Here is a 25990-nt window from a genome sequence, read left to right on the forward strand (position 1 = left end):
CATCGTGGCAGTTCGGGCCCGGTCCGGCCGCCGTTGTCATGCTGAGGAGTGATCAGGGTTTCGTCAGCGGGAGGTCGAACGCCGGGAAGAGGGCCGAGTCGAGGAACGAGGTGATCTCGCAGATCCGCTCGTCCCGGAGGGAGAGCACGTTGATCGACCAGGCCCGGTGCGTGGCGTCGGCCGACTCGCCGACGTAACAGGCGACGGCGGGCTGGCCGTTGGCGGTGATGATCTCGTTGCGCCAGCTCGGGCACCGGCCGATCGGGACCTCGACGGCGAAGTCGGCGACGGCCTCGATGCCGCGGTACCAATGCGTGAGCGGCGGCATGGACCAGGTGACGTCCTCGGTCAGCAACGCCACGAGCGCGTCGGCGTCGCCGCGGTCCAGCGCGGAGGCGAAGTCCGCGGCGATCTCGCGGACCCTGGCGTCTTCGAGTTTCCGCAGCGTCTGCTGCTGACTGGGCGAGGGCACCTTCTCGGCCACGATCGCCCGCGCGCGCTGCAGCGCGCTGTTCACCGCCGCGACCGAGGTGTCCATTGTGGACGCGATTTCGGCGGCGGTGAAGCCGAGGACGTCGAAGAGCAGGAGCGCGGCCCGCTGGTTGCCGGGCAGGTGCTGCAGCGCGGCGACGAAGGCCAGTTCGACGGCCTCGCGCTGCTCGTACCGGGTGTCAGGGCCGGCCGGGCCGCGGCCGAGCGCCCCGTCGGGGTACGGGCCGAGCCACGCGACCTCGGTCACCGGGGCGTGTTCGAGCATGGCGCGTTCACTCGACGGGCCGAGGTCCATCGGCAGGGCGCGCTTGCCGCGCGCGGCGGCGGTGTCGAGGCAGGTGCGGGTGGCGACCGTGTAGAGCCAGGTGCGCATCGAGCTGCGGCCCTCGAACCGTTCCAGTCCCCGCCAGGCCCGCAGGAGGGCGTCCTGCAGGGCGTCGTCGGCGTCGTGGGTCGAGCCGAGCATGCGGTAACAGTGGGCGTGCAACTCGCGGCGCAGCGGCTCTACCAGGCGGTTGAACGCCGCGTCGTCCCCGTTGCGGGCTTCGGCGACGTCCGGATCCTCGGCGCGCAAAATATCTTCGCTCACAATCGATGATTGTGCCCTTACTCGGAGCGAAGTGCTGTCACGGCCGGGGTGAACATCGTCGTCTTGATCGCGGTGAGGGTGCCGCGGTCCTTGCCGGCGAGCGGACGGACCACGTCGGCGGCGTACTCGAGCAGGGCGGATTCCTCGGCGACGGCGTCCACGAGCCCGAGATCGCGCGCGTCCGTGCCGCCGAAACGGCGTCCCGTGGTCATCGAAGCGACCGCGGCGGCCGGGGTGAGCTTGCCCTGGATCAGCGCGGCCATCCCCGGTGTGAACGGGATGTTGATGTCCGCCTCGGGGAAGCAGAAGTACCCGCGATCGGCGCGCATCACCCGGAAGTCGTGCGCCATCGCCAGCATCGCCCCGGCGCCGAACGCGTGCCCGTTGATCGCGGCGACCGTGTGCACGCCGAGGGTCAGCACGCGGGCCAGCAGTTCGTGGACGTCGGCGACGTATTTCCCGGCCTGGTCACTGTGGGCGGTGAGCCATTCGAGGTCGAGCCCGTTCGAATAGAACTTCCCGGAGCCCGTCGTGACCAGCACCGCCGGGTCCGGATGTGCGACGACGGTGTCCAGCAGGGAGTGCGCGGTCTCCAGCCACGACGGCGAGAAGCGGTTCTCGTCGTCGCCGAGGTCGAGTACGAACACCGGGGCTTCAGTGCGCAGCGCGGGCATCAGCGCGGTCCTTTCGGGGTGGGAGCAGGAGTACGGCGCGGACCGCGGCGGCGAGCCGGGCACGCGAGTCTTCGGAGATCGGTTCACCCGCGGTGAACGCGCGGCGGAACAGGGCCGTCGGCAGGTCGACCACGCAGGTGGTGAGTACCTCGACGGCCTGGGCGTCCCGTCGGTCCCACAGCCCCTCGGCGAGCCTGATCAGGAGCGCGACCAGGCGTTTGTCGAGAGCCAGGAGTGCACCGGCGAGATCGTCGGGGACCTGCGGGCCGAGCAGGTCCTCCTTCTTGACGGTGAGGAGCAGCCGAGCCGCTTCCGGCCTCCGGTCGGCGAACTCGGCCGGTGCGCCCGCGGCGGCCACGACCGCCGAGACGGGATCTTCCGCATCGTCCACCAGTTCGGTCTGGAGGTCGAGGAAGCCGCCCGCCGCGCGGAGCCAGACGCGGGCCAGCAGTGCGCCGAGGGAGCCGAAGGCGTGGTAGATCGTGCCGTTGGGGACGCCCGCCGCGGCCGCGAGAGACCGGACGGTGACCCTGGGGGCGCCGACCTCGACGACGAGCCGCTCGGCGGCGTCGAGCAGCCGGTCCAGATCGTGCACACGGGGGCGGGCCATGGGGCGACAGTAACAGAGCACTTGCTCCAAAACCTGCCCGCCGGGATGTGACCTGGTTCACGCGCCGCGCTGTCACATCGTTCCGGGGGCGGGGGTCAACCCGACGAAGCACCGGAAACCAAGGGAGAAAACGAAATGTCCACCGCTTACGTCATCGTCACCCTCGTCGGAGCGTTCATGGCCGCCTTCTCGGCCGCCTCGATCTTCTTCCGCGCCAAGTGGGTCGTGCAGCCGCTGGCCGACTACAGCGTCCCGCGGGCATGGTGGAACCGGCTCGGCGTCGCGAAGGCCGCGGGCGCGCTCGGCCTGGTCGTCGGCCTGTGGGTGCCCGCGATCGGGGTCGCGGCCGGGATCGGCCTGGTGCTGTACTTCGCCGGCGCCGTGATCACCGTGCTCCGCGCGCACTGGCCTTCGCACGTCGCGTTCCCGCTGATGTACATGGCCCCGGTGGCCGCGTCGCTGGTGCTCGGATTCGCCGCCTGAGGTGGAAGCCTCAGACGCTGCGAAGCACCGAGACCACGACACCCAGTACGGCCGCGCGATCCCCGTCGATGACGTCGTAGGCGGGGTTGCGCGGTTCGAGGTACACATGGCCGTCGCGGCGGCGGTACACCTTGACCGTGGCCTCCTCGTCGATCATCGCGGCGACGATCTGGCCGGAATGCGCCTCCTGCTGTTGTTTCACCACGACGATGTCGCCGTCGCAGATCGCCGCGTCGATCATCGAATCACCGCGCACCCGCAGTCCGAAGACGTTGCCCCGGCCGGTGAGTTCCCGCGGAAGGGTCATCACGTCGTCGACGTGCTCGACGGCCGAGATCGGCGTTCCCGCGGCGATGTCACCGACGACCGGGACCGGCACGGAGTCCTCTGTGGATTCCCGCGACGTGGTGCCGTGCAAGAACGCGCGTACGTCGATGGGGCGGGAGATCGAACTGCTGCGGCGGAGAAAACCCTTCTCCTCCAAGGCGGCCAGATGCTTCGACACCGTGGACGTCGACCGCAGGCCGACCGCTTCGCCGATCTCGCGCGTGCTCGGCGAGTACCCGTGCTCGACCACCCATTCCCGGATGGTCAGCAGGATCTTCTGCTGCCGCTCCGGCAGGGAAGCGGCTTCCTCGAACAGGTCAAGATCGTGGTAGGCGGTCATCCGCGGAATGGTAGTTCGTGCAGGCCGCCGCGATCGCCGCGGTGTCCCAGTAGAACGGCCACACCTCGGTGATGCGCCCGTCTTCGACGGTGATCGTCTGCAGGATCGGGAAGTCCAGTTCGCGGCCGGTCGCCCTGGCCCGGACGTGGACGTGGGTCAGGACGACCAGTGGGCTGTTGTCGCTCAGGAAGCTCTGCTCCACCATGTCGAACACCTCCCAGGTGTCGCTCATGGCGAGGAAGAATCGCTCCATTCCCTCGTGGCCGCGCCAAGTTCCGGCGTACGGCAGGCCGTCCGCCTGACGCAGCACCACATCGGGGGAGAAGAACGGGGCGAGCGGGGCGAAGGACGACTTGCCGGGGCCGCCCGCGGCGAAGTAACCGGCTTCCGCCGCGTACATGCCTTTGAGGACGGACAGGGCATCACTTGTTCGGGTCACGATCACACTTTCGGGTAAGGCGGCCGCGAACACTGGCGGTTATCCGCCGTGAAGATCGGCCGGATGGCCGCCCGGCGGGAACCGAAAGACCGATCCCCCGGCCGCTCGCACCCGCTTGACTCGATCCTATGAACACGAAGAGCACCGCGGCGATACTCGCCGCCGCGACGGCGACGGTCGCGCTGACCGGATGCGGACTCAAAGAGGGCCTGACCGAAAAGGCGAACGGTCACGTCAAGACCGTCGGCTACACGACCGGCGCGGAAGGCAAGCGGGACAAGGACGCCCGGCTGCCGGAGTGGGTGCCGGACGAGGCGGCGTCGATCACCGAGGTCATCCGGACCACGGGTTCGGAGCGGCTCCTGCGGTTCACCGGCGGGAACCTGCCCGCCGTCTGCGCACCGGGCCCCGCCGCGACGCAGGCGGCCACGCTGGTCGCCCATTGGTGGCCGAAGGGCCAGGAAAGCCGGACGGACAAGGTCTGCGGTGAATGGCATGTCCTCGTCCAGGGCGCCGACGTTTACGCGTTCAAACCGGAGACGCTGGTGAGTCCGAGGTCCTGAGCCACACCGGTCACTCGGCGTCCGGAGGTGAGAGCGCGTCGGCGCAGGCGATGAGATCGTGCAGCAGCCTGTCTCGCTCGCCCGCCGAAAACGGTTCGAGCATCCGGTTCTGGACCGCTCGCACGAGGCCACTGGCGGTGCGGAGCTGGGCTTGCCCGGCGGGGGTGAGCGTGCTGGGCAGGGCGCGGCCCTGGGGCGCTGTCGCCGGACGGGTGACCAGGCCGCGGTCCTGCAAACCGCGCAGCACCAGGTTCATCGACTGCCGGGTGACGAAGACGGCTCGCGCCAGTTCCGCGTTGCTCAGCCCCGGTCGTTGCGAGAGCACTTCGAGGCAGGAGTACTGCGGCACGGTGAGATCGAGCGGGCGCAAGGCGGTCTCCATGGCCACGCGCAGCGCCGTCGCCGCTCGTTTCAGCATGTACCCCACCGCCTGGTCCAGTGGGCCGACCGTCTCGTCTTGACTCATGTCAGCATCATGACATACGTTGTTGATGTCAACACGCTGACATTGATGGAGGACGACATGACCGTGGCCGGACCCGATTTCCTTTCGCTGCAGGTACGCGACCTCGACCGCGCGGCCGCGTTCTACGAGACGCAGCTCGGCTTGCGGAGACTGCCCGTCGCGCCGCCGCACGCGGTGGTGTTCGGCACCGAGACGATCCCGTTCGCGGTGCGGGAACCCATGCCGGGGATGGATCTCGACGCCCTCTCGCCAGGGCCGGGGGCGGGAGTCGCGCTCTGGCTCCACGCCGACGACGCGCAGGCGGTGCACGACCGGCTGGTCGCGGCAGGCGTCACCATCCTCACCGAACCGTTCGACGGGCCGTTCGGCCGCACGTTCGCCTTCTCGGACCCGGACGGCTATGTGGTCACCGTGCACGACAAGGCCTGACTCGGAGTTCTTCGGCTGACAGGGCGTGCCAGACCGGTGCCAGCGTCGTGTGCGCTGTCTGCCAGTGGCCGTCGGCAGTCTCTGGAATGTCATTCCAGTACTGACCGAGGAGCCACCATGCACACCCCTGTCACGATCATCGGCGCCGGTCTCGGCGGCCTCACGCTGGCCCGCGTCCTGCACGTCCACGGCATCCCGTCCGAGGTCTACGAGACGGAAGCGTCGCCCACCTCGCGGCTGCAGGGCGGGATGCTGGACATCCACGACTACAACGGCCAGCTCGCCATCGAGGCGGCGGGACTGATGGACGAGTTCCGCGGCATCATCCTCGAAGGCCGCCAGGCACTGCGGGTCTTGGACTTCGACGGCAGCGTCCTGTTCGAGCGAGGCGACGACGGCACGGGCGGCCGTCCCGAAGCTCAGCGCGGCGATCTGCGGCGGATGCTGCTCGATTCGCTCCCCGAAGGCACCGTCCGCTGGGGACACAAGGTCGTCGGCGCCCGGACGCTCGGCGACGGCCGCCACGAGGTGACCTTCGCCGACGGCGGCACCGTGGTCACCGGGCTCCTGGTCGGCGCGGACGGCGCGTGGTCGCGGGTCCGGCCGTTGCTCACCGACGCGGTCCCCGAGTACAGCGGCACGTCGATCATCGAGACCTACCTGTACGAAGCCGACACGCGGCACACCGCCGTGGCGAAGACGGTCGGCGGCGGATCGATGTTCGGCGCCGGGACCACGGCGGGCCAGAGCATCAACGCCCACCGCGAAAGCGGTGACACCCTGCACGCGTACGTGGAACTCACCAAGCCGCTGGACTGGTTCGACGACATCGACTTCGCCGATGCCGAGGCGGCCAAGGCGCGGATCGCGGCGGAGTTCGACGGCTGGACACCGGAGCTGACCGCGCTGATCACCGAAAGCGACGGCGCGCCGATCCACCGCCCCGCCTTCGCCCTGCCGTCCGGATGCCGGTGGGAGCGCGTTCCCGGCGTGACCCTGCTCGGCGACGCCGCCCATCTCGCGCTGGCCAACGGGGAGGGCGCCAACCTGGCGATGCTCGACGGCGCCGAACTCGGCAAAGCCCTCGCCGCACGTCCCGACGACGTCGAGGCCGCACTGGCCGAGTACGAACTGGCCATGTTCGTCCGCAGTGAAACGCCCGTCCAGGAGGACTTCCTGATCGAAAGCATCTTCGGCGACGAAGTCCCCGAGCGGCTGCTCGCCATGTTCGAGAACGCGCAGCGGAAGTCCTGAGTCAGGCCCAGCCTGCCTTTTCGTAGAACGGCGTGATCCACGCGCGGAATCGCTCCCCGTGGATCTTCTGAGCCGCGGCCACGACGCCGTCCGGATCCTCGGACGGCGTCAGGCCGCGCTCCCGAAGCCACTCGACGAAGTCCTCATGCGAGCCGCTGTGGCCGTCGTTCTCGTCCCGGTAGTAGTAGGCCGAGTCGTGGTCGACCGTGATCTCGGCGTCGAAACCCAGCAGGCACAGGAACTCCCGGAAATCGCGGGCGACGACCTGCTCACCGCCCTCGTCGCCGAAGACCACCACGGGCAGCAGGGCGAGGTCCGGCTCGTCGGAGGACCGCCAGATCCCGTAGGTCGAGCCACTCCCGTTCGCCTGGGCGAACGGGATGACCCGCGACAGGAACTCGGGGTCGCTCAGTTCTGCGGGGAACTGGCCCTTGTCGTCGTAGTCGTACAGCTCGAAGCCGTCGGCGAGGAAGTCACCGGCCGAGTCGTGGAGGTCCTTCAGCTCGTTCAGGACGGGGATCGGTGAATACACGCGGCCACCCTACGGCCGATCAGGCCGTCGGGCGGCCCGCTCCGGCGTAATCGTCGCCCCGCTTCCGGTAGGTGTGCACCTGCACCGCCTGCCCGGTCTGCGGGGCGTCGATCATCTGCTGGTTCCCGATGTACAGCCCGACGTGGTGGATCTTCGTGTTCGGCTCGCCGTAGAAGATCAGGTCGCCCAGCTGGGGATCGGTCACCTTGCTCACGCTGTGGTATTGCGTGTGGGCGGTGCGCATGAGCTTGACGCCGGCACTCGCGTACGCGGCCGTTGTCAGCCCGGAGCAGTCGAAGCCGGGGTCGCCGCCGCCGGTGCCGTTGCCGCCCCAGACGTAGGGCAGGCCGATCTTGTCGATGGCGAAGTTGACCGCGCTGAGCGCCGCCGCGTTCGGCGGCTGCGGGCTCTGGCCGACCGTGCCGTAGACGTTCACCGTCGCGAGGGTGCGGTGCATCAGCAGCGGCGCGGGCTGCAGCGTGCTCACCGCGTTCCACCACGTCTGGCCCTGGCCGAGATCGCGCCCGCCCGCGCACAGGGCGCGTCCGGCGGTGAGGGTGGCGTCGTCGATGTTCTGCGGGTTCGGCTTCCCGCCGCTCGCCGAGGCCTGGAACCGGCTCCACACGGCAGGCGTCAGCTGCAGCGGTCCGCTCGCGTTCGCGGACGAGACGACCTTGTTGTAGAAGTCGCGGACCTCGACCGCGCCGAGGGGCGCGGTCATCACGCCGTCGGCGCCGAGGCTCGAACCGGTGACCCGGCCGTGGTCCGAAGCGATCTTCCCGAGCGCCGCCAGCGTCACCCAGGACAGGCGGCAGCCCGGCGTTTCCTTGCTCAGCGCCACGGTGGTCTTCGCGTAGCCCGTCATCGCGCGCAGCGGGATGTCGAGCCAGCCGCTCGTCTTCGACACCCAGGCGTCGAATTCCTGGCCCATCTGCTGCGGGACCTTCGGCTGTTCCTTCGGCATTTCCGCGGGCGCGGACGACGTCGGCGGCGCGGGCGGGACCGACGACTGGACGGCGGCGGCTTCCGGCTTCGGCCCGTCCTTCGGCGCGAAGGTGATGGCCGCGACCAGCGCGGCGCCCGCGACGACGACGGCGGCGATGATCACCGGCAGCCTGCGGCGGCGGGAGGGAGCTTCTTCCATCAGAGACCCCCGGTGAGGCGAGAGAGGACGAAGTCGCGGACGGCTTCGACATCGGCGGTCAGCGCGACGTCGATGGTGCGGCCCGGTACGGCCTGCGGATCGGTGCTTCGCAGCCTTCGCCGGTCCACGAGGGTCGCGCCGCGGGCGGGGCCGAAGCCGCATTCGACGTCCACCGGGTACGCCTCGGTGTCGAGGATGCCCGGCCGGATCGCCTCGGCGACCGCGACCGCGTCGTGCATGACCATCCCCGGGAAACCCAGGATCGGGCTGTAATGCTTGACGTAGGTCGGGGTGAGCGCTTCGAGCGCCGCGCCGAGCGGGCCGGACGCGGCGAGCTTGGCCAGCCAGGTGGTGTCGATCGAGCACTGGTGCGTGATGTCCAGCGGCACCAGCACCGTCGGGACGTCCTCGTCCGCCAGCACCCGGCGCGCGGCCTCGGGGTCGCTCCAGATGTTGAACTCGGCGGCCGTGGTGGAGTTCCCCCTGGTCACGCCGCCGCCCATGATGACGATGCGGCCGATCTTCCCGCGGAGTTCCGGATGGGCGGCCAGCAGCAGCGCGATATTCGTGAGCGGGCCGATCGGGGCGATGGTCACCGGCTCATCGGCGGCTTCGAGCAGATCCGCCAGCAGGCGGACGGCGCCGCGTTCGTCGAGCGGGCGCGTCGGCTCCGGCAGCGTGTCCGCGTGGCCGGAAAGGCCGTCCTCGCCGTGGACGAAGCCGGCGGGTTTGGCGTTGTCGTAGACCAGCGGCCGCGCCGCACCGGCGGCGACGGGCACGTCGTCACGGCCGAAAAGCCGCAGCAGGCGCCGCGCGTTGGCGGTGGTGTGGCTCAGCGGGACGTTGCCGAACACCGTGGTCACGCCCAGCAGGTCGACGTCTTCGGACTGCGTGGCCAGTGCCAGCGCGAAGGCGTCGTCCACCCCCGGGTCGGTGTCGATGATCAGCTTGGTGCCCATGCGCGTGCTCCCCTTTGCGGTCGGCGGCCTGATCACAGGTTACGGTCACCGGTATGACGTCCATGTGGGGTGCGCCCGCGTTGTCGAGGCTCCGCGCTTGGGGCCAGGCCCGTCGCGACCCGAGGCAGGCGAAGTTCCTGACCGCGGATTCGCTGCGCTGGGTGCTGCGGAACCGCGCGTACACACCTTGGTACCTGGTCCGGTACTGGCGGCTGCTGAAGTTCCGGATCGCGAATCCGCACATCATCCTGCGCGGCATGGTGTTCCTCGGCAAGGACGTCGAGATCCACTGCCGTCCCGGCTACGGGCGCCTGGAGATCGGCCGCTGGGTGCACATCGGCGACGGCAACGCGATCCGCTGCCACGAAGGTTCGCTGCGCATCGGGGACAAGGCGGTGTTCGGCCGCCAGAACGTGCTCAACGGCTACCTCGACATCGAACTCGGCGCGGCCACGCTCGTCGCGGACTGGGTGTACATCTGCGATTTCGACCATGTCACCACCGACATCACCGTCCCGATCAAGGATCAGGGCATCGTGAAATCGCCGGTGCGGATCGGGCCCGACACCTGGATCGGCACCAAGGTCTCCGTGCTCAAGGGCACCCGGGTCGGCCGCGGCTGCGTCCTCGGCGCGCACGCCGTGGTGCGGGGCGACATCCCGGACTACTCGATCGCCGTCGGCTCGCCTGCCCGTGTGGTGCGGAACCGGCAAGACGACTACGCCGCCGACGCCGCGCGTCGCGAGGCTGTCGCGGACATGGCGCGTAAGGCGAACAAGGCGCTTCAGAAGACGCTGGGCGTCGATTCCTGACAGCGCGTCACCGGTCAGTGTCTCCAATGCCACATTGGAGACAGGGGCCCGCAACTAGCCGCGCAGCTGCTCCCGGACCTCCATGAGCGCGAAGCCCAGCAGGTTCTGCCCGCGCCAGTAGTCGGGGCGCGTGGCGTTCTTGTCGTCGCGGGCGACGCCGCTGCCCCAGACCAGGTCCATCTTCGAGGCCTCGACGATCACCTTGTCGCCCGTGCTCAGCAGGAACTCACGTAGTTCGGCGTGCTGGCGGAACTTCTCCAGATTGCCGTCGACGACGATGTCGTAGCGGTGCCGTTCCCATTTCTCCGCGTCGAAGTTCGCGACCTCGCGGCCGAGGATCTTGGCGGTCTTGGGGTCCGGCGCCTGACGAATGGTCTCCGCGGCCTCGTAATCGCCGAACAGTTCGGCCTTGCTCGCCATCATGTAGTGCTCGGCCGTCGGGTACCGCTCGCCGCCCGCGACGAACGGCGCGTGCCACCACTGGCTCAGGCAGGCCGCGTTGACCCGGCCGCTCTTGAGCGGGGTGTGGCCGTAGAAGAGCTGGTACTCGGGCTCCGCGCCACTGTGGACCAGCTCGCGCAACGCATCGAGACTCCGGACTCCGTCGACCTTGCTCACCATGGCGACCAGTGGACCACAGACCACCGACAAGCCGTGCACTGGACTCGGACCACTCTCCGTCGTGGGCCGGGGCGGTCAGTACATTCAGCATCCGTGCAAGGGATCGAAACGGTGAGCGCCCGAACGGTCGAAGAGGCCGCGAAACGACTGGCCGGGGTGGTGACCCGCACGCCGCTGGAACCGAACGAGCGGCTCTCGGCGCGGGTCGACGCCCGGGTCTGGCTCAAACGTGAAGATCTCCAGACCGTGCGTTCGTACAAGATCCGCGGCGCGTACAACTTCATCGTCCAGCTCGACGCGGACCGGCGGGAGCGCGGCGTCGTCTGCGCGAGCGCGGGCAACCACGCGCAGGGTGTCGCGTACGCGTGCCGCCGTCTCGGCGCGAACGGCCGCGTCTACGTTCCCGGCACGACTCCCCGGCAGAAGCGTGAGCGGATCGCGACCCTGGGCGGTTCGCATATCGAGGTCATCGTCGTCGGCGAGACCTACGAAGACGCTTTCACGGCCGCGAAGCAGGACTCGGAGCGCACCGGCGCGACGCTGGTCCCCGCGTTCGACGCGCCGGAGACGGTCGCCGGACAGGGCACGGTCGCGATGGAGGTCGTCGCGCAGCTCGGGTTCATCCCGGACGTCATGGTGGTGCCGGTCGGCGGTGGCGGGCTGCTCGCGGGTATCGCCGCGTGGGCCGCGGAACGCGCGCCGGAGATGCGGATCGTCGGCGTCGAACCGGCGGGCGCGGCCTGTATGGCGGCCGCGCTGGCCGCCGGTGAGCCGGTGCGGCTCGAAGCCGTCGACACCTTCGTCGACGGCGCGGCGGTCGCATTGGCCGGATCGGTGACGTATCCGCTGGTCCGCGACGGCGGCGTCGAACTCACCGACGTCGCCGAGGGCGCGATCTGCACGGAAATGCTCGCGATGTACCAGTCCGACGGCGTGATCGCCGAACCCGCCGGCGCGCTCGCGACCGCGGCGCTGGGCGCGACGGTGAAGATCGACCCCGGGCAGATCGTGGTGTGCGTCGTCTCCGGCGGCAACAACGACGTCAGCCGCTACGGCGAAGTGCTCGAACGGTCGCTGATCCACGAAGGACTGAAGCATTATTTCCTCGTGGGGTTCCCGCAGGAGCCCGGCGCGCTGCGGCGGTTCCTCGACGAGGTCCTCGGGCCGGACGACGACATCACGCGGTTCGAGTACGTGAAGCGCAACAGCCGCGAGACCGGTCCGGCGCTGATCGGCATCGAACTCGCGCGGGCCGGTGACCTCGAAGGGCTGCTGCACCGGCTGGAGGTGAGCCCGCTGCAGGTGGAGCGGGTGGAACCGGGCAGCCCGCTCTTCCACTTCCTGGTCTGACGCGCCCGCTTTCGCCCGCGTTTCGTCCTCTGGATGCGGTACTTGCGTGGGCACCCCCCGCATCCAGAGGACTAAACGCGGGTTAGCGGAAGGCGGCCAGGTGCGCTCGCGCCCAGTCCGCGAACGGACGCGGCTCCCGGCCGGTGAGGTCCCGGACGGCGGAAGTCACCTCGGAGTCGTCGAACTCGCCCTCGGCGAAGAAGCGGAAGAAGGCGTCGACGTACTTCTCCGGCATCTCCGCGCTCATCTTCACCCGGGCTTCCTCGTCGGAAAGCGGCGCCAGCCGTAGCTCGCGTCCCAGCAGCTCGCCCAGGATCCGCAGCCGCTCGGCCGGCCGGAGGGCCTCCGGTCCGGTGATCGCGTAGGCCCGGCCTTCGTGCCCCGGCGTGGTCAGCGATTCCGCCGCGACGGCCGCGATGTCGTACGGGTCGATGGTCGCCACCGGCACGTTCGCGAACGGCTCGCGGACGACGTCGCCCTCCTTCAGCTGCGGGATCCACTGCAGCGTGTTCGACATGAACCCGCTCGCCCGCAGGAACGTCCAGGCCAGTTCGGACGCGCGCACCGACGCCTCGGCCGCCATGTGCATCCCGGCGACGGCGTTGTCCGCGTGCCCGCCGGCGACCGACCGCGACGAGAGCAGCGTGACCTGCTCGACGCCCGCGTCCCGCATCACCGCGAGCGCGCCCGGCATGTCGTCGTAGCCGCCGAGCAGGAAGACCGCCCGGACGCCGTCCAGCGCGGTCTTCAGGCTCGCTGGTTCGTTGAGATCGCCCGGCACGCCTTCGACGCCGTCGGGCAGCGGCCGCGGTGTGCGGACCAGCGCCCGGACGGGATGTCCGCCGCGGGCCAGTATTCCGGTCAGTTCCGAGCCGACGTTCCCGCCTGCCCCGGTCACCAAGATCATGTTGTTCTCCCCAGTGCGGTGGCCGCCGTCGCAGGCGGCCGTCGTCGGCAACCCTGCCAGGGAGATCAAGGCGGCTCAAGGTGTCTTGGGCACCGCCGGGTACGGGACGAAGGTGCTCGTGTTCTCGTCCACGGTCAGCTGCTTGCCGATCGTGGGGAACGCGCGCTGCGTGCACGCCGGGCGTTCGCAGACTTTGCAACCCATGCCGATCGGGGTGGCGGCGGCGCGGTCGTCGAGGTCGAGACCGGTCGAGTAGACGAGCCGTTTCGCGTGCCGTAGTTCGCAGCCGAGCCCGACGGTGAACGTCTTCCCCGGACTGCCGTAGCCACCGATGTTGCGGGACACCGTCCGCGCGATCCAGAAGTAGCTCTTGCCGTCCGGCAGGGTCGCGATCTGGGAGAGGATCTTGCCCGGCTGGGTGAACGCCTCGTAGATGTTCCACAGTGGACAGGCGCCGCCGACGCGGGAGAAGTGGAAACCGGCCGCGGACTGGCGTTTCGACATGTTCCCCGCCCGGTCGACGCGCACGAACGAGAACGGCACGCCACGGTTCTTCGGCCGCTGCAAGGTCGAGAGCCGGTGGCAGACGGTCTCGAAGCCGACGCCGAAATGGTCGCACAACCGCTCGATGTCGTAGCGGAAACGCTCCGCCGTGGCCAGGAACGGTCCATAGGGGAGGATCAGGGCACCCGCGAAGTAGTTCGCCAGCCCGACCCTCGCCAGCGAACGCGCGGCGGGCCCGGAGAACGCCCACGAGTCGGCGAGTTCGGTGATCAGGTCGTCGTATTCCAGCAGCGCGATCTGCGAGGCCATCCGGAACGCCTGCTGCCCGACGCGCAGGCTCGGCGCCAGCCGCAGCACCCGCGGCCCCGGTTCGTACCGGTGCTGTTCGCCGCTGGCCTCGTCGATGCCTTCGCTCGTGACGTCGACGCCGTAGCGCTGGATCAGCGTCTCCTTCAGCGCCGCGAGCACCTGGCCGCGTTGCAGCGGCATGTCGTGTGCCATCCGCTCGGCGCGTTCGTCCAGTTCGGCGACGTAGTTCTCCCGTTCGTAGAAGAAGTCGCGGACCTCCTCGTGCGGCAGGGCGGTCGCCGCGCTGCCGTGCAGGCCGAGGCCGTTCTCCGTGGTCAGCGCGGCGGTGTTCTCGACGGCGTTGCGGTAGCTGCGATGCAGTTTGACCAGGGCCTGGGCGATCGTCGGCAGGTTCGTGGCGAGGTCGTTCAGTTCGCTGGTGGTGACGTCCACGCCGAGGACCTCGTCGAGCAGCGCTTCCTTCACGTCCGCGACCAGCCGGGCGGTGTCGTTGTTCGCGAAGAACTCGGTGTCCACTCCGAACGCCTGCGTGATGCGAAGGAGCACGGGAACGGTCAGCGGACGCGAATTGTGCTCGATCTGATTGAGGTAACTGGGTGAGATCTCCAGCACACGGGCGAGATCCGCCTGGCTCATCGACCGGCTTTCGCGCAGATGCCGAAGCTTCGCTCCGGCGAAGGTTTTGTCCACGCAGGCCTCTCTGTCCGCAAGGTTTCCGGGCCTGAACGATTCAGTGAACGGTCAAGCCCGTGGATTTTCGTTCAGCTTGCGAACCAGTGATTCGCAACCTTTGCAAGATGCTACGGAAGCTTCGCAGAAATTGGCAAATTGGAGGCCTGGATCGGATTTCCCCTGTCATGTCAGGGTCTGGTCAGGCAAGGCGATCACTCGCAAACTTCGCAACACCGGGAGAATCCGATGACTGAGCACGCGCAGCAGCTGGAGCAGGCGGCCGCCGAACTGACCAAGCAGTGGGAGACCGACCCCCGCTGGGCGGGCGTGCAGCGGTCGTACTCCGCGGCTGACGTGGTCAAGCTGCGCGGCAGCGTGGTCGAGGAGCACACGCTGGCCCGTCGCGGCGCCGAGAAGCTGTGGGACCTCCTGCACAACGAGGACTACATCCACGCGCTGGGCGCCCTGACCGGTAACCAGGCCGTGCAGCAGGTCCGCGCCGGCCTCAAGGCCATCTACCTGTCCGGCTGGCAGGTCGCCGCCGACGCCAACCTCTCCGGCCAGACCTACCCGGACCAGAGTCTCTACCCGGCCAACTCGGTGCCCGCCGTCGTCCGCCGCATCAACAACGCGCTGGGCCGCGCCGACCAGATCAACTGGGCCGAGGGCAACACCGACACCGACTGGTACGCCCCGATCGTCGCCGACGCCGAGGCGGGCTTCGGTGGCCCGCTCAACGCGTTCGAGCTGATGAAGGGCATGATCGCCGCCGGTGCCGCGGGTGTGCACTGGGAGGACCAGCTCGCGTCCGAGAAGAAGTGCGGCCACCTCGGCGGCAAGGTGCTCATCCCGACCAAGCAGCACGAGCGCACGCTTAACGCCGCCCGCCTCGCCGCGGACGTGCTGAACGTGCCGTCGCTGATCGTCGCCCGTACCGACGCCCAGGCCGCGACCCTGCTGACCAGCGACGTCGACGAGCGCGACCAGAAGTACACCACCGGTGAGCGCACCGCGGAGGGCTTCTACACCGTCACCAACGGCATCGACCCCTGCATCGACCGCGGCCTGGCCTACGCGCAGTACGCCGACCTGCTGTGGATGGAGACCTCCAAGCCGGACCTCGAGGTCGCCCGCCAGTTCGCCGAGGCCATCAAGGCGAAGTACCCGGACCAGATGCTGGCCTACAACTGCTCGCCGTCGTTCAACTGGAAGAAGCACCTGGACGACGCGACGATCGCGAAGTTCCAGCGCGAACTCGGCCACATGGGCTACAAGTTCCAGTTCATCACCCTGGCCGGCTTCCACGCGCTGAACTACTCGATGTTCGACCTGGCGCACGGCTACGCCCGCGAGGGCATGACCGCCTACGTCGACCTGCAGGAGCGCGAGTTCGCTTCGGAGGACCGCGGTTACACCGCCACGAAGCACCAGCGCGAGGTCGGCACCGGCTGGTTCGACAACGTCGCGACCGCGCTGAACCCGGCCAGCTCGACCACCGCGCTCGCCGGCTCCACCGAGGCCGAACAGTTCTGATCCCTCGCAAGTAGGTGCCAGGTGGCGGTCTCCCGACCCCCAGCGGGAGACCGCCACCACCTTCCCTCTCCGAACTCTCGCGAAGCCCAGCGGAGGCACACCATGGTTGAGAAGCTGAACTACCGGATCGACGTCTGCGGACCCACCGGTGACCGGTTCGACGAGATCCTCACCCCGGCCGCACTGGACTTCGTGGCCAAGCTCGACAACGCGTTCGCCGGTCGGCGCCGCGAGCTGCTCGACGCCCGCCGCACCCGCCGCGAGGAGCTGCAGTCCGGTGAGAAGCCGCTGGGCTTCCTGCCCGAGACGCGCTCCATCCGCGACGACAGCAGCTGGTCGGTCGCCCCGGCCGCGCCCGGTCTCGAAGACCGCCGCGTCGAGATCACCGGCCCGACCGACCGCAAGATGACGGTCAACGCGCTCAACTCCGGCGCGAAGGTCTGGCTCGCCGACTTCGAGGACGCGACCTCGCCGACTTGGCACAACGTGATCGACGGGCAGCTCAACCTGTTCGACGCGATCCGCCGCAACATCGACTTCACCACCGAGGCGGGCAAGCGCTACACGATCGGTGACGATCCCGCGACCATCGTCGCCCGCCCCCGTGGCTGGCACCTGGTGGAGAAGCACATCCGCATCGACGGCCGCCCGGTTTCGGCGAGCCTGGTCGACTTCGGCCTGTACTTCTTCCACAACGCGCGCCAGCTGCTGGCCCGCGGCAGCGGCCCGTACTTCTACCTGCCGAAGCTCGAAAACCACCTCGAAGCGCGGCTGTGGAACGACGTCTTCCTGCTGGCGCAACGGGAACTCGGTATCCCGCGCGGCACCATCCGGGCCACTGTGCTGATCGAGACGATCACCGCCGCGTTCGAGATGGAGGAGATCCTCTACGAACTGCGCGAGCACGTCGCCGGGCTGAACGCCGGCCGCTGGGACTACATCTTCAGCGTCATCAAGAACTTCTCCTCGCACGGCGCGGACTTCGTGCTCCCGGACCGCGCGCAGGTGACGATGACCGTCCCGTTCATGCGGGCCTACACCGAACTGCTGGTGCGCACCTGCCACAAGCGCGGGGCGCACGCCATCGGCGGGATGGCCGCGTTCATCCCGAGCAAGGACCCGGAGATCAACGCGACCGCGCTGGAGAAGGTCCGCCAGGACAAGGAACGCGAGGCGAACGACGGGTTCGACGGCTCCTGGGTCGCGCACCCCGGCCTCGTCCCGGTCTGCCGCGAGGTGTTCGACGGCGTGCTCGGCGGCTGGCCCAACCAGCTCGGCAAGCTCCGTGAGGACGTCGTCGTCACCGCCGAGGACCTGCTCGACGTCGCCAGCGCGGGCGGCGAGGTCACCGAAGGCGGTGTCCGCGCCAACATCAATGTCGCGCTGCGCTACATCGACGCCTGGCTGCGCGGTACCGGGGCGGCGGCGATCCACAACCTGATGGAGGACGCCGCCACCGCGGAGATCGCCCGCTGCCAGATCTGGCAGTGGATCCGCAACGGCACGAAGCTCGAAGACGGCACCGCGCTCACCCGCGAACTCACTGTGTCCTATTTGGACGAAGAGCTGGCCTCGGTGCGCTCCGAACTGGGCGAGGACAACCGGCTCGGGGACGCCTACGAGATCTTCACCGAGACCGCGCTGGGCGAGAAGCTGCCGAGCTTCCTCACCACCGGCGCGTACGCGCGGTACCTGACCACGCACTGACACCAGGCTCCGGCCGCCCCTACCTGACGCGGGGCGGCCGGGTTCCACACCGGTTTTGGGACGGTGTGGCCCATCGGGTCCGGCGGCGGAGGCTCCCCGTCGCCGGACCCCGCTTCACGCGCGCTCTTCCGGTGGCGCTGTCGGGCGCGCGAGTGTCATGAGGGGTCCCCATAGGACGGAATTCGTCCTATGGGGACCCCTCATGACGTGCGGGAGCTCCCGGCCCGGGACCAGGACGAACCGGTCACGGACCGCGAATAGGTACGGGTACCTACTGATACCCCCGTTGTTTCGGGGACGCCTCGCGCGGATGCTCTGCCCGGGTGCACTTCCCGCCCGGATTCCCGAGGAGCCACCATGAAGAAGCAGTTGAGAACCGTCTTGGCCGCAGCCTTCGCCGTCCTCGCCCTCGCCGTCGCCGCACCGGCGGTGTCCGCCTCGGTGGCGGTTTCGGCGCAGCCGGACTGCGTCCGGCCCTGCCACTTCTGATCTTCGTCACCTGGAGCAGCCCCGGGGTCGCGCCCCTCGCGACCCGAGGGTGCTGCTCGCCTCACCGCCCGACCGCCCGCGTTTAGTCCTCTGGATGCGTTTCTCCGCATCCAGAGGACTAAACGCGGGCGGGCCGATCACGGCTCGAAGGCGTTCCCCGTCGCGATCTTCGGACGGCCCAGCTCCACCGGTTCCCCGACGCGAGCCCGCCGGTAGACCGCGACGGTCGCCTCCGCGATCCGGCCCCAGTCGAAGTCCGCGGCGAGGCGCGATTGCGCGGTCAGCGCCCGCCGGGCCGCGGCGACCTCGTCGTCCAGTACGGCCTCGACGGCGTCCCCGAGGGCATCGACGTCGCCGGGGCTGAACGCCAGGCCGGTCTCGCCGTCCACGACGACCTCGCCGAGCCCCCCCGCGGTCGAAGCCACCAGTGGTGCCTTGGCGGCGGCGGCCTCCAGCGCGACGATCCCGAACGGTTCGTACCGGCTGGGCAGCACGACGGCGTCGGCGGCGGCCAGCACGGCACGCAGCTCGCGATCGGACAGATGCCCGACGAAGTCCACCGCGCGGCGGACGCGCAGCTTGCGCGCCTGCTCGATGAGTTCCTCCAGATGCCTGCCCTTGCCGGCGACGACCAGCCGGGTCCCGGGTTTGGCACGACGGATCCGGGGGAGCGCGGCGAGCAGATCCTGCACGCCCTTCTCCCACTCCAGCCGTCCGAAGTAGAGCAGCAGCGGCGCGCCGGACGGGCTGTAGGCCTCGCGCGCGTGCGCGACCTCGTCCGCGGGCACCTGCCAGCTGCGTTCCTCGATGCCGTTGTGGATCACGGTGACCGCGTCGCCGTCGACCTCGAACAGGTGCGCCACCTCGCGGCGCATGGCCTGCGAACAGGTGATCAGCGCGTCCGAGCGGTTCGCGAGCCACCATTCGACCGAGTGAACCTGCTGGTTGAGCGGATGCGAGAGCCAGCCGGAGTGCCGTCCGGCCTCGGTGGCGTGGATCGTGCCGACCAGCGGTACCCGTGCGGCCTCGGTGATCGCGATCGCGGGGTGGGTGACCAGCCAGTCGTGCGCGTGCACGACGTCCGGCTGCCAGGTTCGCAGCAGGTCGGTCGCGGCGCGGATCATCGCGTGCCCCATGGCCAGCGTCCACGCGACGAGGTCGCGTTCGAAGGTCACGTGCATCGGGTCCTCGGCGACCCGGATGATCCGCACGCCCTCGACCACGCGATCGGTCCGCGGATGGGTCTCGGCGTCGGTACCGGCCGTGTGGCGGCACAGGACGACCACGTCGTGCCCCTGCCGGACGAGGTGCCTGGCCAGGGCGTGGACGTGCCGTGCGAGTCCGCCGACGACCACGGGTGGGTACTCCCACGACAACATCAGCACGCGCATGGGTGGAGGTTACTCGTGAGTCGGTCTTCGCCGGGACGGGGCGATCACCCACGGCGGTAAAGTCGATCATGGTCTTCGTGAGGACGACAGCGACGGCGATCTTTGCCACCATCGGGCTGATGACGTCCTCGGTGAACGCGGCCGGTCCGGCCTTCGAACCCGTCGAACCGGTGCTGTCGACCCCGTGGTCCGCGCAGGTCGGACCCGGTAACGCCCTGCCCGAATATCCGCGCCCGCGACTGGTCCGCGAACGCTGGCTGAACCTCAACGGCGTCTGGGAGTACGCGGGGAGCCGCTCGCCCGGCCGCGACGGGTACGGCGAGCGGATCCTGGTGCCGTATCCGCCGGAGTCGGCCCTCTCCGGTATCGGGCGGCACGACGAAACCCTCTGGTATCGCAAGGTTTTCCAGGTGCCGTCCGGTTGGGACGGTCAGCGCGTGATGCTCCGGTTCGGCGCCGTCGACCAGTCCGCGACGGTCTGGGTCAACAACCAGGAGGTGGCCGTGCACGAAGGTGGGTACACCGCCTTCAGCGCGGACATCACCGACGCGCTGCGCCCGTCCGGATCGCAGGAACTGACCGTCCGCGCGAAGGACCGCACCGACGCCTCGACGCACGCCGTCGGCAAGCAGCGCAACGACCCGAAAGGGATCTTCTACACCGCCGCGTCGGGGATCTGGCAGACCGTCTGGCTGGAGCCGGTGCCGTCCGCGCGCGTCGAAGATCTCCGCCTGACCCCGGACCTCACCGGGGTGACGGTTGTGCCCAAGGTCACAGGTGGCGTGCGGGTGGAGGTGCTCGTCAGCGAGCCCGACGGCCGCGAGGTGACGCGCGTCGCGGGGGACGCGGGACACCCTCTGCGCGCGGAGGTGCCTTCGCCGCGTCTGTGGACGCCTGACGACCCGTACCTCTACGACCTCGAAGTCCGCCTGCTCGACGAAGGCGGCACCGTGCTCGACGTCGTCGAGTCCTACACCGGCCTGCGCACGATCGGGACGGTCACCGATGCCGAAGGCAGGCCGCGGATCGCGCTCAACGGCCGGATCACCTTCCTCCACGGCCCGCTCGACCAGGGCTACTGGCCGGACGGGATCTACACCGCGCCCACCGACGAGGCCCTGCGTTACGACCTGGAGAAGACCAAGGAGCTCGGCTTCAACTTCGTCCGCAAGCACGTCAAGGTCGAGCCGGAGCGCTGGTACCACTGGGCGGACAGGCTGGGCCTGCTCGTCTGGCAGGACATGCCGTCGCTCACCGTCTCCTTCGACGGCCCGCCCGGGCCCGCGCCCGACCCGGTGCCGGAAGCGAAGGCGCGGTTCGAAGCCGAACTGACCGAGATGATCGAGCAGTTGCGCGGGGTGACCTCGATCGTCGGCTGGGTGCCGTTCAACGAGGGCTGGGGCGAGTTCGACACCGCCCGCGTCGCCGCGCTGGTGAAGGCACTCGATCCCACCAGGCTCGTCGTCGCGAACAGCGGGGTGAACTGCTGTTTCTCCCGGCCGGACAGCGGGGCGGGCGACGTCTACGACGACCACACCTACGTCGGGCCGGGCAAACCCGCGGTGAAGGACCATCGGGTGCTCGTCGACGGCGAGTACGGCGGTCTCGGCCTGGTCCTCGACGAACACCGCTGGCCGGGGAAACCGCAGGCCTACGAGATGACGCCGACCCGGGCGGAGCTGACCAAGCGCTATGCCGAGGTCAGCGAGGCCCTCGAACGACTCATCGCCCGGAACGGGCTCTCCGGCGCGATCTACACGCAGACCACGGACGTCGAGAACGAGGTCAACGGCCTGCTCACCTACGACCGGCGGGTGGTGAAGGCGGATCCGGCGGTCGTGGCCGCCAGATCCGCCGCCGTGCTCGAAGCGGGCGCGAAATAGGTCAGCCGCCCGCCTCGACCGGACCTCCGGGGTCCCGGACCCGGACGGGCACCCCGAGCAGCTGAGAAGGCAGCTGCCCGGGGTCGTGACCGGGGGTCATCCACACGTCGATCGTGGGAGACCCCTCGGCCTCGCCCTGCCCGACCCCGACCACCCCGGGGACATCGTCGAGCCACCGCGCCGCCGAGACGAGCGCGGCCTCGACATCGGAATCGTCCGCCACTACGGGTGCACCTTGATCCCGAGCGACGCCTCGACCAGCGTGATCCGGTTGAGCACGGTCACCACCGGCGAACCCGCGAACAGCAGGCCGACGGCATTCTCGCTCAGGTCCGCCACGAGGCTGCCCGAATCGCCGCCCGCGGACATGTCGGTGGTCAGCAGCTGCTGCGCGAACCGGGCCACCCGGCCGCCGCCGTAGTTGACGTCCACGGTGGCGTTGATGTTCGTGATCCGCCCGGTCGTCCAGTTCGTCGTCCGGCCGGTCTTCTGCACGACGGTGCCGACGCCGGGTGCGACGTTCGTGCCCTTGAGATCGCCGACCCAGAAGATCCGCCGGTCGAGGTCGTGGAACTGGCCTTCCGCGATGGCGGCGTCGACGAAGTTCAGCGGCACCGGCTGCCCGGGGCTGATGAACTTGATCGGCACGAACCGGCTCAGCCTGGCGATGACATCGGTGGGGACGATGCCGCCGTCGAACGGGCCGGGCTGCAGGATCGGATCGCCGATGGCGGCGGCGTTCGAGTTCGCCAGTACGTGGTTGTTGCTCAGGATGTAGTACTTGGGCGGTTTGCCGGGCAGCGCGGTGGCGTCGTAGACGGCGGTGCCGTACGTGCCGGCGGTGATCTTGAAGTGGCCGACGCTCAGCCCGCCGAAGGCCGGGCGGAACCGCTTGGCCAGCGTGAACGGGCCGACCTGCTCACGGGCGAGTTCGTCAGGGCGGGCCAGCGACGGCGACTGGGGCTCTTCGAGCATCGTGGCGGAACCGTTCACCTTCGGCGGGGCGATGCTCCGGCCCGCCTGCAGCACGCCGACTTCCTGGACGTCGGTGGGCACCCCGGCCAGTGTCGCGGGGATGAGGTCGTCGTCGCGGAGCATCTCGTGGGGCATCTTCGTGTCGACCAGTACCGTGATCGCCTTCTCGCCGGTGTCCCTGCCACCCGTCCATTTGGTGCCGAGTGCGACACCCACGACGTTTTGTCTGCCCAGCAGTGCGTCCTCCTCGGCCGCCTGTACGCTCGCCAGTGAGAGGAATTCATCCGGGATCATATTGTTTTCGATCACGTCGGCCACACTTTCCCGCGATTTTCGGACGGATTACAGGGAGCCCCGCTGGGCGAGTCTTCTCCAGTGCCCACAGTGGCGCCATAGTGCAATCGGGTGGACAAGTCCACCGTCGAATGCTGTGTTTTCCTTTCAGGACAAGGGTTTGTGATCGATCCACCGGCCATCGTGGGAGCCGGCGAGGCATTTTAGGGACTTTGGTCCCTTCTTTCGTGGAAAAGGAAACGGGCGGTTCATCGGAATAATCCGGTGAACCGCCCGCTGCCGGGGGAAATCGTGATTCAGGCGCCGAGCACGGCGTCGATCGCCTTGGTGATCTCGGCGTCTTCGGGCTCGGTGCGGGGGCGGAACCGGCCCACCACCTCGCCGGACGGGGCGACGAGGAACTTCTCGAAGTTCCACTGCACGTCCCCGGCGGCGCCTTCCGCGTCGGCCGCCTTGGTCAGCTCGGCGTAGAGCGGGTGACGGCCTTCCCCGTTGACGTCCAGCTTTTCGAACAGCGGGAACGAAACCCCGTACGTCGTCGAGCAGAAGGTCTGGATCTCCTCGGCGGTACCCGGTTCCTGGCCCGCGAACTGGTTGCACGGGAACCCGACGACGGAGAAACCCTTGTCCGCGTAGCGTTCCTGCAGCTTCTCCAGACCGGTGTACTGCGGCGTCAGCCCGCACTTCGAGGCGACGTTCACCACCAGCAGGGCCTTGCCCTCGAGCGCGCCGAGCGTGGTGTCCTCGCCGGCCAGCGTCTTCAGTGGAATGTCGTGGATCCCCATGGTTCCCCTTTCGTCATTTCCTCAGCAGGTCACGCGCGTCGACATGCCCGAACGGGCCGTCGTCGCGCCGGAACGCGGCCGCGGTCTCCGTGGCCCGCTCGTGCGCGCCTTCCCGGAGCAGCGCGGCGAGTGTGTCGAACCGGTCGGTGTGCACCTTCGCCCGGCGGCGCGCGTAGTCGGCGGCGGAATCCTTGGTGACCATGAACGCCCAGTCGCTCGAAAGCGCCAGCATCGCCTCGGCGACGGCCTGGTCGCGGACGGCGTCGCGGCGCGTGGTGTCCATTCCGGTGACGAGGTCGAGCATCCGGTGCTGCAGCGCGGTGTTGTCCCGCACCATGTCCGCGACCTGTTCGCCGTCCCAGACCCGCCAGTCCTTGCCCGAACCCCACGACGACGCCGGGAGGTCGACCTTCCCGCCGAGGTGGCCCGCTTCGAGCGCGCCCTTCAGTGTCGTGACGCGGACCCCGGCTTCGGGCAGCGCGCGCAGGACGCCTTCGAGCCAGGCCGGCCCCTCGTGCCACCAGTGCCCGAACAGTTCCGTGTCGTACGCGGCGACGACGAGCGACTCGCGGCCGTGCTCGGCCTTCAGCGAGCGCAGCCGCGCGACGACGGTGTCGACGAAGTCCTGGACGTGGCCGCCGAGTGTGCCCGCCGCCATCGCCGGGTCGTACGGGGCCTTGTCCGGCGGCTCGATGGTCTTGCCGGTCACCCGGGACGGTTTGAGACCGACCTCGTGCGCCCAGGTGTGGAAGTCGCGGTAGGCGGCATGGCCGGGATACCCGGCCTTCGGCGACCAGACGCGGTAGGTGACTTCGAGGTCCCGGCCGAAGCAGACGACGTCGGAATCGCCGACGGTGCGCGCCGCCGAGGTGTCGCCGTGCAGGGACGGGCCGTCGACCATGAAGCGCTGGACTCCGGCGGCGGCGTAACCGGTCTCCATGCCCGGCGCGTAACCGCATTCCGGGGCCCAAATGCCTTCGGGGCGCTGTCCGATCCGCAGGGCGGTGTCGGCCAGGCCGCCGCGCAGCATGAAGTCGCGGACGGCGGGGTCGAGCAGTGGCTGGAACGGATGCGCCAGCGGGCCGCCGAGCAGTTCGATCGTCCCGGAGTCCACAAAGGACCGGAGAATCGGCGAGAAACCATGGCGCCAGCGGGTTTCGAGTGCTTCCGACGCCGTGATCGCGGTCCGGTACTCGCTCGCGGCGAGTTCGCGGAGCAGCGGGTCGCCGCGCCAGAGCGTGGACGCGTGCCAGGCGCGCAGCTGCCAGTGGCCGAGCCAGTCGTGGAAGGTGCCAATGCAGTAGGGGTCGTCGAGCTGCGCGGCGAGGATCGGTGTCATGCCGAGGGTGAGGACGTCCTCGCGGCCCTCGTCGGCGAAGCGGTCCAGGAGATCGACCATCGGCAGATAGGAATGCGCCCACGCCTGGTAGAGCCATTCCTCGCCGACCGGCCAGGAACCGTGATGCGGCAGCCACGGCAGATGGCTGTGCACGACGAGGCAGAACGTGCCCTCGTACTCGCTCATGCGCGCACCGCCACGGCCACGAGGTCGAGGCTGGAGTCGAGGTCTTCGCCGTGGATGGCGAAGTCCGCCGCCTGGATGCCTTCGACGTCGGCGAGCAGTTCCGGCGGCCAGGTCGCCTGGCCGGGCAGCTGCCCCATGACGACGTCGAGCTGGGCGTCGATGATGGAGCCGCCGTACTTGACGTCGAGTCGGCGGACCCCTTCGCCGTGGTGCAGACCGTGCAGTGTCTCGACCTCGAAACCGGCATCACGGAGCAGTTCGTCCAATTCGGACGGTGCGAGTTCCCTGGTGTGGAACGGGTTGAGCGGGGTGTCGCTGTCCGGGGTGAAGGTCAGCCGGTTGGGGGTGGTGACGATCAGCCGTCCGCCGGGGGAGAGCACGCGGTGGCATTCGGCGAGGAAGGCGCCCTGGTCCCACAGGTGCTCGATCACCTGGAAGTTCGCGACGACGTCGACCGAGGCGTCCCGCAGCGGCAGGAACACCAGGTTCGCCCTGGCCACCCCGATACCGGGGTAGCGGCGGGCGACGTGCTCGGTGGTCGGGACGTCGTAGTCGAGGGCGAGCACCCGTTCGGCGACGGTGGCGATGAGCCCGGCGCCGTAGCCCTCGCCGCAACCCGCCTCCAGGACGGTCTTGCCCGCGCACAGCGGCAGGAGCTGGTGATACGCCGCTTCATGGCGGCGATACCAATAGTTCTCCTCGGCGATGCCGGGCACCGTGCGCTCACCGGTGAGGTGCAGCGCTTCGGCCCTGGTGGCTGGGGTGGTCACGCCGCGACCCTACCGGCCGGTCACTTCCCGCTCCGCCGCAGTTCGTCCTCTGGATGCGGTCCTTGCGCGTGCAACTACCGCATCCAGAGGACGAAACGCATGGGGGGCGAAACGCATCCAGAGGACTAAACGCGCGTGTCACGTTTCGTGGCGCCGCGTTGT

Annotated in this window: 28 protein-coding genes; 10 read left to right on the plus strand and 18 right to left on the minus strand. The window is 69.3% G+C overall.

The features are described from left to right. Window positions 1–52: 52 nt before the first annotated feature. From SD37_RS08820 to SD37_RS08830, 3 genes are read right to left on the minus strand one after another with little or no spacing between them, the layout of a single operon-like run. Window positions 53–1081, minus strand: coding sequence for a sigma-70 family RNA polymerase sigma factor (locus tag SD37_RS08820; protein ID WP_044852633.1), 1029 nt, complete (start codon window positions 1079–1081; stop codon window positions 53–55). A 17-nt stretch (window positions 1082–1098) separates the two neighbouring features. Continuing rightward, window positions 1099–1755 carry an enoyl-CoA hydratase/isomerase family protein gene (locus SD37_RS08825; protein WP_044852634.1) on the minus strand — a complete coding sequence of 219 codons (657 nt, stop codon included), beginning with the start codon at window positions 1753–1755 and terminating at the stop codon, window positions 1099–1101. After that, a complete protein-coding gene (locus tag SD37_RS08830) occupies window positions 1736–2365 on the minus strand; it encodes a TetR/AcrR family transcriptional regulator (protein WP_044852635.1) in 630 nt (209 codons plus the stop codon). Before SD37_RS08830 ends, SD37_RS08825 begins: the two co-directional genes overlap by 20 nt. Before the next feature lie 135 nt (window positions 2366–2500). On the opposite strand from SD37_RS08830, the gene SD37_RS08835 reads away from it, so the two are divergent. Continuing rightward, on the plus strand, window positions 2501–2848 hold the full coding sequence (locus SD37_RS08835; RefSeq protein WP_044852636.1) for a DoxX family protein: 348 nt from the start codon (window positions 2501–2503) through the stop codon (window positions 2846–2848). Between the two features lie 10 nt (window positions 2849–2858). Here SD37_RS08835 and lexA read toward each other — a convergent pair whose 3' ends face one another. Both lexA and SD37_RS08845 read right to left on the minus strand, forming a co-directional pair. Further along, window positions 2859–3515: a transcriptional repressor LexA gene (gene lexA / locus SD37_RS08840; protein ID WP_044852637.1), complete on the minus strand. Its 657-nt coding sequence runs from the start codon at window positions 3513–3515 to the stop codon at window positions 2859–2861. Next, on the minus strand, window positions 3493–3954 hold the full coding sequence (locus SD37_RS08845) for a nuclear transport factor 2 family protein (RefSeq protein WP_236725298.1): 462 nt from the start codon (window positions 3952–3954) through the stop codon (window positions 3493–3495). Before SD37_RS08845 ends, lexA begins: the two co-directional genes overlap by 23 nt. Window positions 3955–4082: 128 nt before the next feature. On the opposite strand from SD37_RS08845, the gene SD37_RS08850 reads away from it, so the two are divergent. Further along, window positions 4083–4517 (plus strand): hypothetical protein, encoded by a 435-nt coding sequence (locus SD37_RS08850; RefSeq protein ID WP_044852639.1) that lies wholly within the window; start codon window positions 4083–4085, stop codon window positions 4515–4517. A gap of 10 nt (window positions 4518–4527) precedes the next feature. Here SD37_RS08850 and SD37_RS08855 read toward each other — a convergent pair whose 3' ends face one another. Next, the gene (locus tag SD37_RS08855; protein ID WP_044852640.1) at window positions 4528–4983 is read right to left on the minus strand and encodes a MarR family winged helix-turn-helix transcriptional regulator; all 456 of its coding nucleotides are present in this window, start codon (window positions 4981–4983) and stop codon (window positions 4528–4530) included. Between the two features lie 57 nt (window positions 4984–5040). On the opposite strand from SD37_RS08855, the gene SD37_RS08860 reads away from it, so the two are divergent. Further along, window positions 5041–5412, plus strand: coding sequence for a VOC family protein (locus SD37_RS08860; protein WP_044852641.1), 372 nt, complete (start codon window positions 5041–5043; stop codon window positions 5410–5412). Between the two features lie 117 nt (window positions 5413–5529). Further along, window positions 5530–6666 (plus strand): FAD-dependent oxidoreductase, encoded by a 1137-nt coding sequence (locus SD37_RS08865; protein ID WP_044852642.1) that lies wholly within the window; start codon window positions 5530–5532, stop codon window positions 6664–6666. Between the two features lies 1 nt (window position 6667). On the opposite strand, the gene SD37_RS08870 is transcribed toward SD37_RS08865, so the two are convergent. From SD37_RS08870 to SD37_RS08880, 3 genes are read right to left on the minus strand one after another with little or no spacing between them, the layout of a single operon-like run. Further along, window positions 6668–7198, minus strand: coding sequence for a hypothetical protein (locus tag SD37_RS08870; RefSeq protein WP_044852643.1), 531 nt, complete (start codon window positions 7196–7198; stop codon window positions 6668–6670). Between the two features lie 19 nt (window positions 7199–7217). Beyond that, the gene (locus tag SD37_RS08875; RefSeq protein WP_044852644.1) at window positions 7218–8342 is read right to left on the minus strand and encodes a C40 family peptidase; all 1125 of its coding nucleotides are present in this window, start codon (window positions 8340–8342) and stop codon (window positions 7218–7220) included. After that, on the minus strand, window positions 8342–9301 hold the full coding sequence (locus tag SD37_RS08880; RefSeq protein ID WP_044852645.1) for a nucleoside hydrolase: 960 nt from the start codon (window positions 9299–9301) through the stop codon (window positions 8342–8344). The genes SD37_RS08875 and SD37_RS08880 overlap by 1 nt, the downstream gene beginning before the upstream one ends. A 53-nt stretch (window positions 9302–9354) precedes the next feature. On the opposite strand from SD37_RS08880, the gene SD37_RS08885 reads away from it, so the two are divergent. Continuing rightward, window positions 9355–10113, plus strand: a complete 759-nt coding sequence (locus SD37_RS08885; protein WP_044852646.1) for an acyltransferase — start codon at window positions 9355–9357, stop codon at window positions 10111–10113. A gap of 54 nt (window positions 10114–10167) precedes the next feature. Here the strand turns inward: SD37_RS08885 and SD37_RS08890 are convergent, their stop codons facing one another. After that, window positions 10168–10734 carry an NADAR family protein gene (locus SD37_RS08890; protein ID WP_174567828.1) on the minus strand — a complete coding sequence of 189 codons (567 nt, stop codon included), beginning with the start codon at window positions 10732–10734 and terminating at the stop codon, window positions 10168–10170. 93 nt (window positions 10735–10827) lie between these two features. Between SD37_RS08890 and ilvA the strand changes: the two genes are divergently transcribed. Further along, the gene (gene ilvA / locus SD37_RS08895) at window positions 10828–12084 is read left to right on the plus strand and encodes a threonine ammonia-lyase IlvA (protein WP_065912766.1); all 1257 of its coding nucleotides are present in this window, start codon (window positions 10828–10830) and stop codon (window positions 12082–12084) included. An 82-nt stretch (window positions 12085–12166) separates the two neighbouring features. Here the strand turns inward: ilvA and SD37_RS08900 are convergent, their stop codons facing one another. Further along, on the minus strand, window positions 12167–12991 hold the full coding sequence (locus SD37_RS08900) for an NAD(P)H-binding protein (protein ID WP_044852647.1): 825 nt from the start codon (window positions 12989–12991) through the stop codon (window positions 12167–12169). A 75-nt stretch (window positions 12992–13066) separates the two neighbouring features. Beyond that, complete coding sequence (locus SD37_RS08905; RefSeq protein WP_044852648.1) at window positions 13067–14494, minus strand: short-chain fatty acyl-CoA regulator family protein; 1428 nt, start codon at window positions 14492–14494, stop codon at window positions 13067–13069. A gap of 228 nt (window positions 14495–14722) precedes the next feature. Here SD37_RS08905 and aceA point away from each other — a divergent pair, with 228 nt between their 5' ends. The 3 genes from aceA to SD37_RS44085 all read left to right on the plus strand — a co-directional run bounded on the left by aceA (window position 14723) and on the right by SD37_RS44085 (window position 18205). After that, window positions 14723–16009 carry an isocitrate lyase gene (gene aceA, locus SD37_RS08910; protein ID WP_037304722.1) on the plus strand — a complete coding sequence of 429 codons (1287 nt, stop codon included), beginning with the start codon at window positions 14723–14725 and terminating at the stop codon, window positions 16007–16009. A gap of 102 nt (window positions 16010–16111) precedes the next feature. Then, window positions 16112–17716: a malate synthase A gene (gene aceB, locus SD37_RS08915; RefSeq protein ID WP_044852649.1), complete on the plus strand. Its 1605-nt coding sequence runs from the start codon at window positions 16112–16114 to the stop codon at window positions 17714–17716. Between the two features lie 357 nt (window positions 17717–18073). Then, complete coding sequence (locus SD37_RS44085) at window positions 18074–18205, plus strand: hypothetical protein (RefSeq protein WP_256376574.1); 132 nt, start codon at window positions 18074–18076, stop codon at window positions 18203–18205. A gap of 137 nt (window positions 18206–18342) precedes the next feature. Here SD37_RS44085 and SD37_RS08920 read toward each other — a convergent pair whose 3' ends face one another. After that, window positions 18343–19596 (minus strand): glycosyltransferase family 4 protein, encoded by a 1254-nt coding sequence (locus SD37_RS08920; RefSeq protein ID WP_044852650.1) that lies wholly within the window; start codon window positions 19594–19596, stop codon window positions 18343–18345. 119 nt (window positions 19597–19715) lie between these two features. Here SD37_RS08920 and SD37_RS08925 point away from each other — a divergent pair, with 119 nt between their 5' ends. Continuing rightward, entirely contained in the window at window positions 19716–21479 is a 1764-nt protein-coding gene (locus SD37_RS08925) for a glycoside hydrolase family 2 protein (RefSeq protein WP_044852832.1), read from the plus strand. 1 nt (window position 21480) lies between these two features. On the opposite strand, the gene SD37_RS08930 is transcribed toward SD37_RS08925, so the two are convergent. From SD37_RS08930 to SD37_RS08950, 5 genes are all read right to left on the minus strand, one after another. Next, entirely contained in the window at window positions 21481–21702 is a 222-nt protein-coding gene (locus tag SD37_RS08930) for a hypothetical protein (RefSeq protein ID WP_044852651.1), read from the minus strand. Beyond that, entirely contained in the window at window positions 21702–22763 is a 1062-nt protein-coding gene (locus SD37_RS08935) for a chymotrypsin family serine protease (RefSeq protein ID WP_083255258.1), read from the minus strand. The genes SD37_RS08930 and SD37_RS08935 overlap by 1 nt, the downstream gene beginning before the upstream one ends. Window positions 22764–23044: 281 nt before the next feature. Continuing rightward, a complete protein-coding gene (locus SD37_RS08940; RefSeq protein ID WP_044852652.1) occupies window positions 23045–23533 on the minus strand; it encodes a glutathione peroxidase in 489 nt (162 codons plus the stop codon). 13 nt (window positions 23534–23546) lie between these two features. Continuing rightward, a complete protein-coding gene (locus SD37_RS08945) occupies window positions 23547–25058 on the minus strand; it encodes a 1,4-alpha-glucan branching protein domain-containing protein (protein WP_044852653.1) in 1512 nt (503 codons plus the stop codon). Then, window positions 25055–25828, minus strand: a complete 774-nt coding sequence (locus tag SD37_RS08950) for a class I SAM-dependent methyltransferase (RefSeq protein ID WP_044852654.1) — start codon at window positions 25826–25828, stop codon at window positions 25055–25057. Before SD37_RS08950 ends, SD37_RS08945 begins: the two co-directional genes overlap by 4 nt. Between the last annotated feature and the right edge of the window lie 162 nt (window positions 25829–25990).

The sequence above is a fragment of the Amycolatopsis orientalis genome, assembly GCF_000943515.2.
GTDB lineage: Bacteria > Actinomycetota > Actinomycetes > Mycobacteriales > Pseudonocardiaceae > Amycolatopsis > Amycolatopsis orientalis.

Excerpts from the sequence above, each read along its gene's own strand:
- SD37_RS08890 (WP_174567828.1), bottom strand. The coding sequence starts at position 10,734 with ATGGTGAGCAAGGTCGACGGAGTCCGGAGTCTCGATGCGTTGCGCGAG.
- SD37_RS08885 (WP_044852646.1), top strand. The coding sequence starts at position 9,355 with ATGACGTCCATGTGGGGTGCGCCCGCGTTGTCGAGGCTCCGCGCTTGG.
- SD37_RS08920 (WP_044852650.1), bottom strand. The coding sequence starts at position 19,596 with ATGCGCGTGCTGATGTTGTCGTGGGAGTACCCACCCGTGGTCGTCGGC.
- SD37_RS08940 (WP_044852652.1), bottom strand. The coding sequence starts at position 23,533 with ATGGGGATCCACGACATTCCACTGAAGACGCTGGCCGGCGAGGACACC.
- SD37_RS08945 (WP_044852653.1), bottom strand. The coding sequence starts at position 25,058 with ATGAGCGAGTACGAGGGCACGTTCTGCCTCGTCGTGCACAGCCATCTG.
- SD37_RS08835 (WP_044852636.1), top strand. The coding sequence starts at position 2,501 with ATGTCCACCGCTTACGTCATCGTCACCCTCGTCGGAGCGTTCATGGCC.
- aceB (WP_044852649.1), top strand. The coding sequence starts at position 16,112 with ATGGTTGAGAAGCTGAACTACCGGATCGACGTCTGCGGACCCACCGGT.
- SD37_RS08855 (WP_044852640.1), bottom strand. The coding sequence starts at position 4,983 with ATGAGTCAAGACGAGACGGTCGGCCCACTGGACCAGGCGGTGGGGTAC.
- SD37_RS44085 (WP_256376574.1), top strand. The coding sequence starts at position 18,074 with ATGAAGAAGCAGTTGAGAACCGTCTTGGCCGCAGCCTTCGCCGTCCTC.
- SD37_RS08925 (WP_044852832.1), top strand. The coding sequence starts at position 19,716 with ATGACGTCCTCGGTGAACGCGGCCGGTCCGGCCTTCGAACCCGTCGAA.
- aceA (WP_037304722.1), top strand. The coding sequence starts at position 14,723 with ATGACTGAGCACGCGCAGCAGCTGGAGCAGGCGGCCGCCGAACTGACC.
- SD37_RS08860 (WP_044852641.1), top strand. The coding sequence starts at position 5,041 with ATGACCGTGGCCGGACCCGATTTCCTTTCGCTGCAGGTACGCGACCTC.
- SD37_RS08875 (WP_044852644.1), bottom strand. The coding sequence starts at position 8,342 with ATGGAAGAAGCTCCCTCCCGCCGCCGCAGGCTGCCGGTGATCATCGCC.
- SD37_RS08880 (WP_044852645.1), bottom strand. The coding sequence starts at position 9,301 with ATGGGCACCAAGCTGATCATCGACACCGACCCGGGGGTGGACGACGCC.
- SD37_RS08825 (WP_044852634.1), bottom strand. The coding sequence starts at position 1,755 with ATGCCCGCGCTGCGCACTGAAGCCCCGGTGTTCGTACTCGACCTCGGC.
- SD37_RS08865 (WP_044852642.1), top strand. The coding sequence starts at position 5,530 with ATGCACACCCCTGTCACGATCATCGGCGCCGGTCTCGGCGGCCTCACG.
- SD37_RS08900 (WP_044852647.1), bottom strand. The coding sequence starts at position 12,991 with ATGATCTTGGTGACCGGGGCAGGCGGGAACGTCGGCTCGGAACTGACC.
- SD37_RS08850 (WP_044852639.1), top strand. The coding sequence starts at position 4,083 with ATGAACACGAAGAGCACCGCGGCGATACTCGCCGCCGCGACGGCGACG.
- SD37_RS08830 (WP_044852635.1), bottom strand. The coding sequence starts at position 2,365 with ATGGCCCGCCCCCGTGTGCACGATCTGGACCGGCTGCTCGACGCCGCC.
- lexA (WP_044852637.1), bottom strand. The coding sequence starts at position 3,515 with ATGACCGCCTACCACGATCTTGACCTGTTCGAGGAAGCCGCTTCCCTG.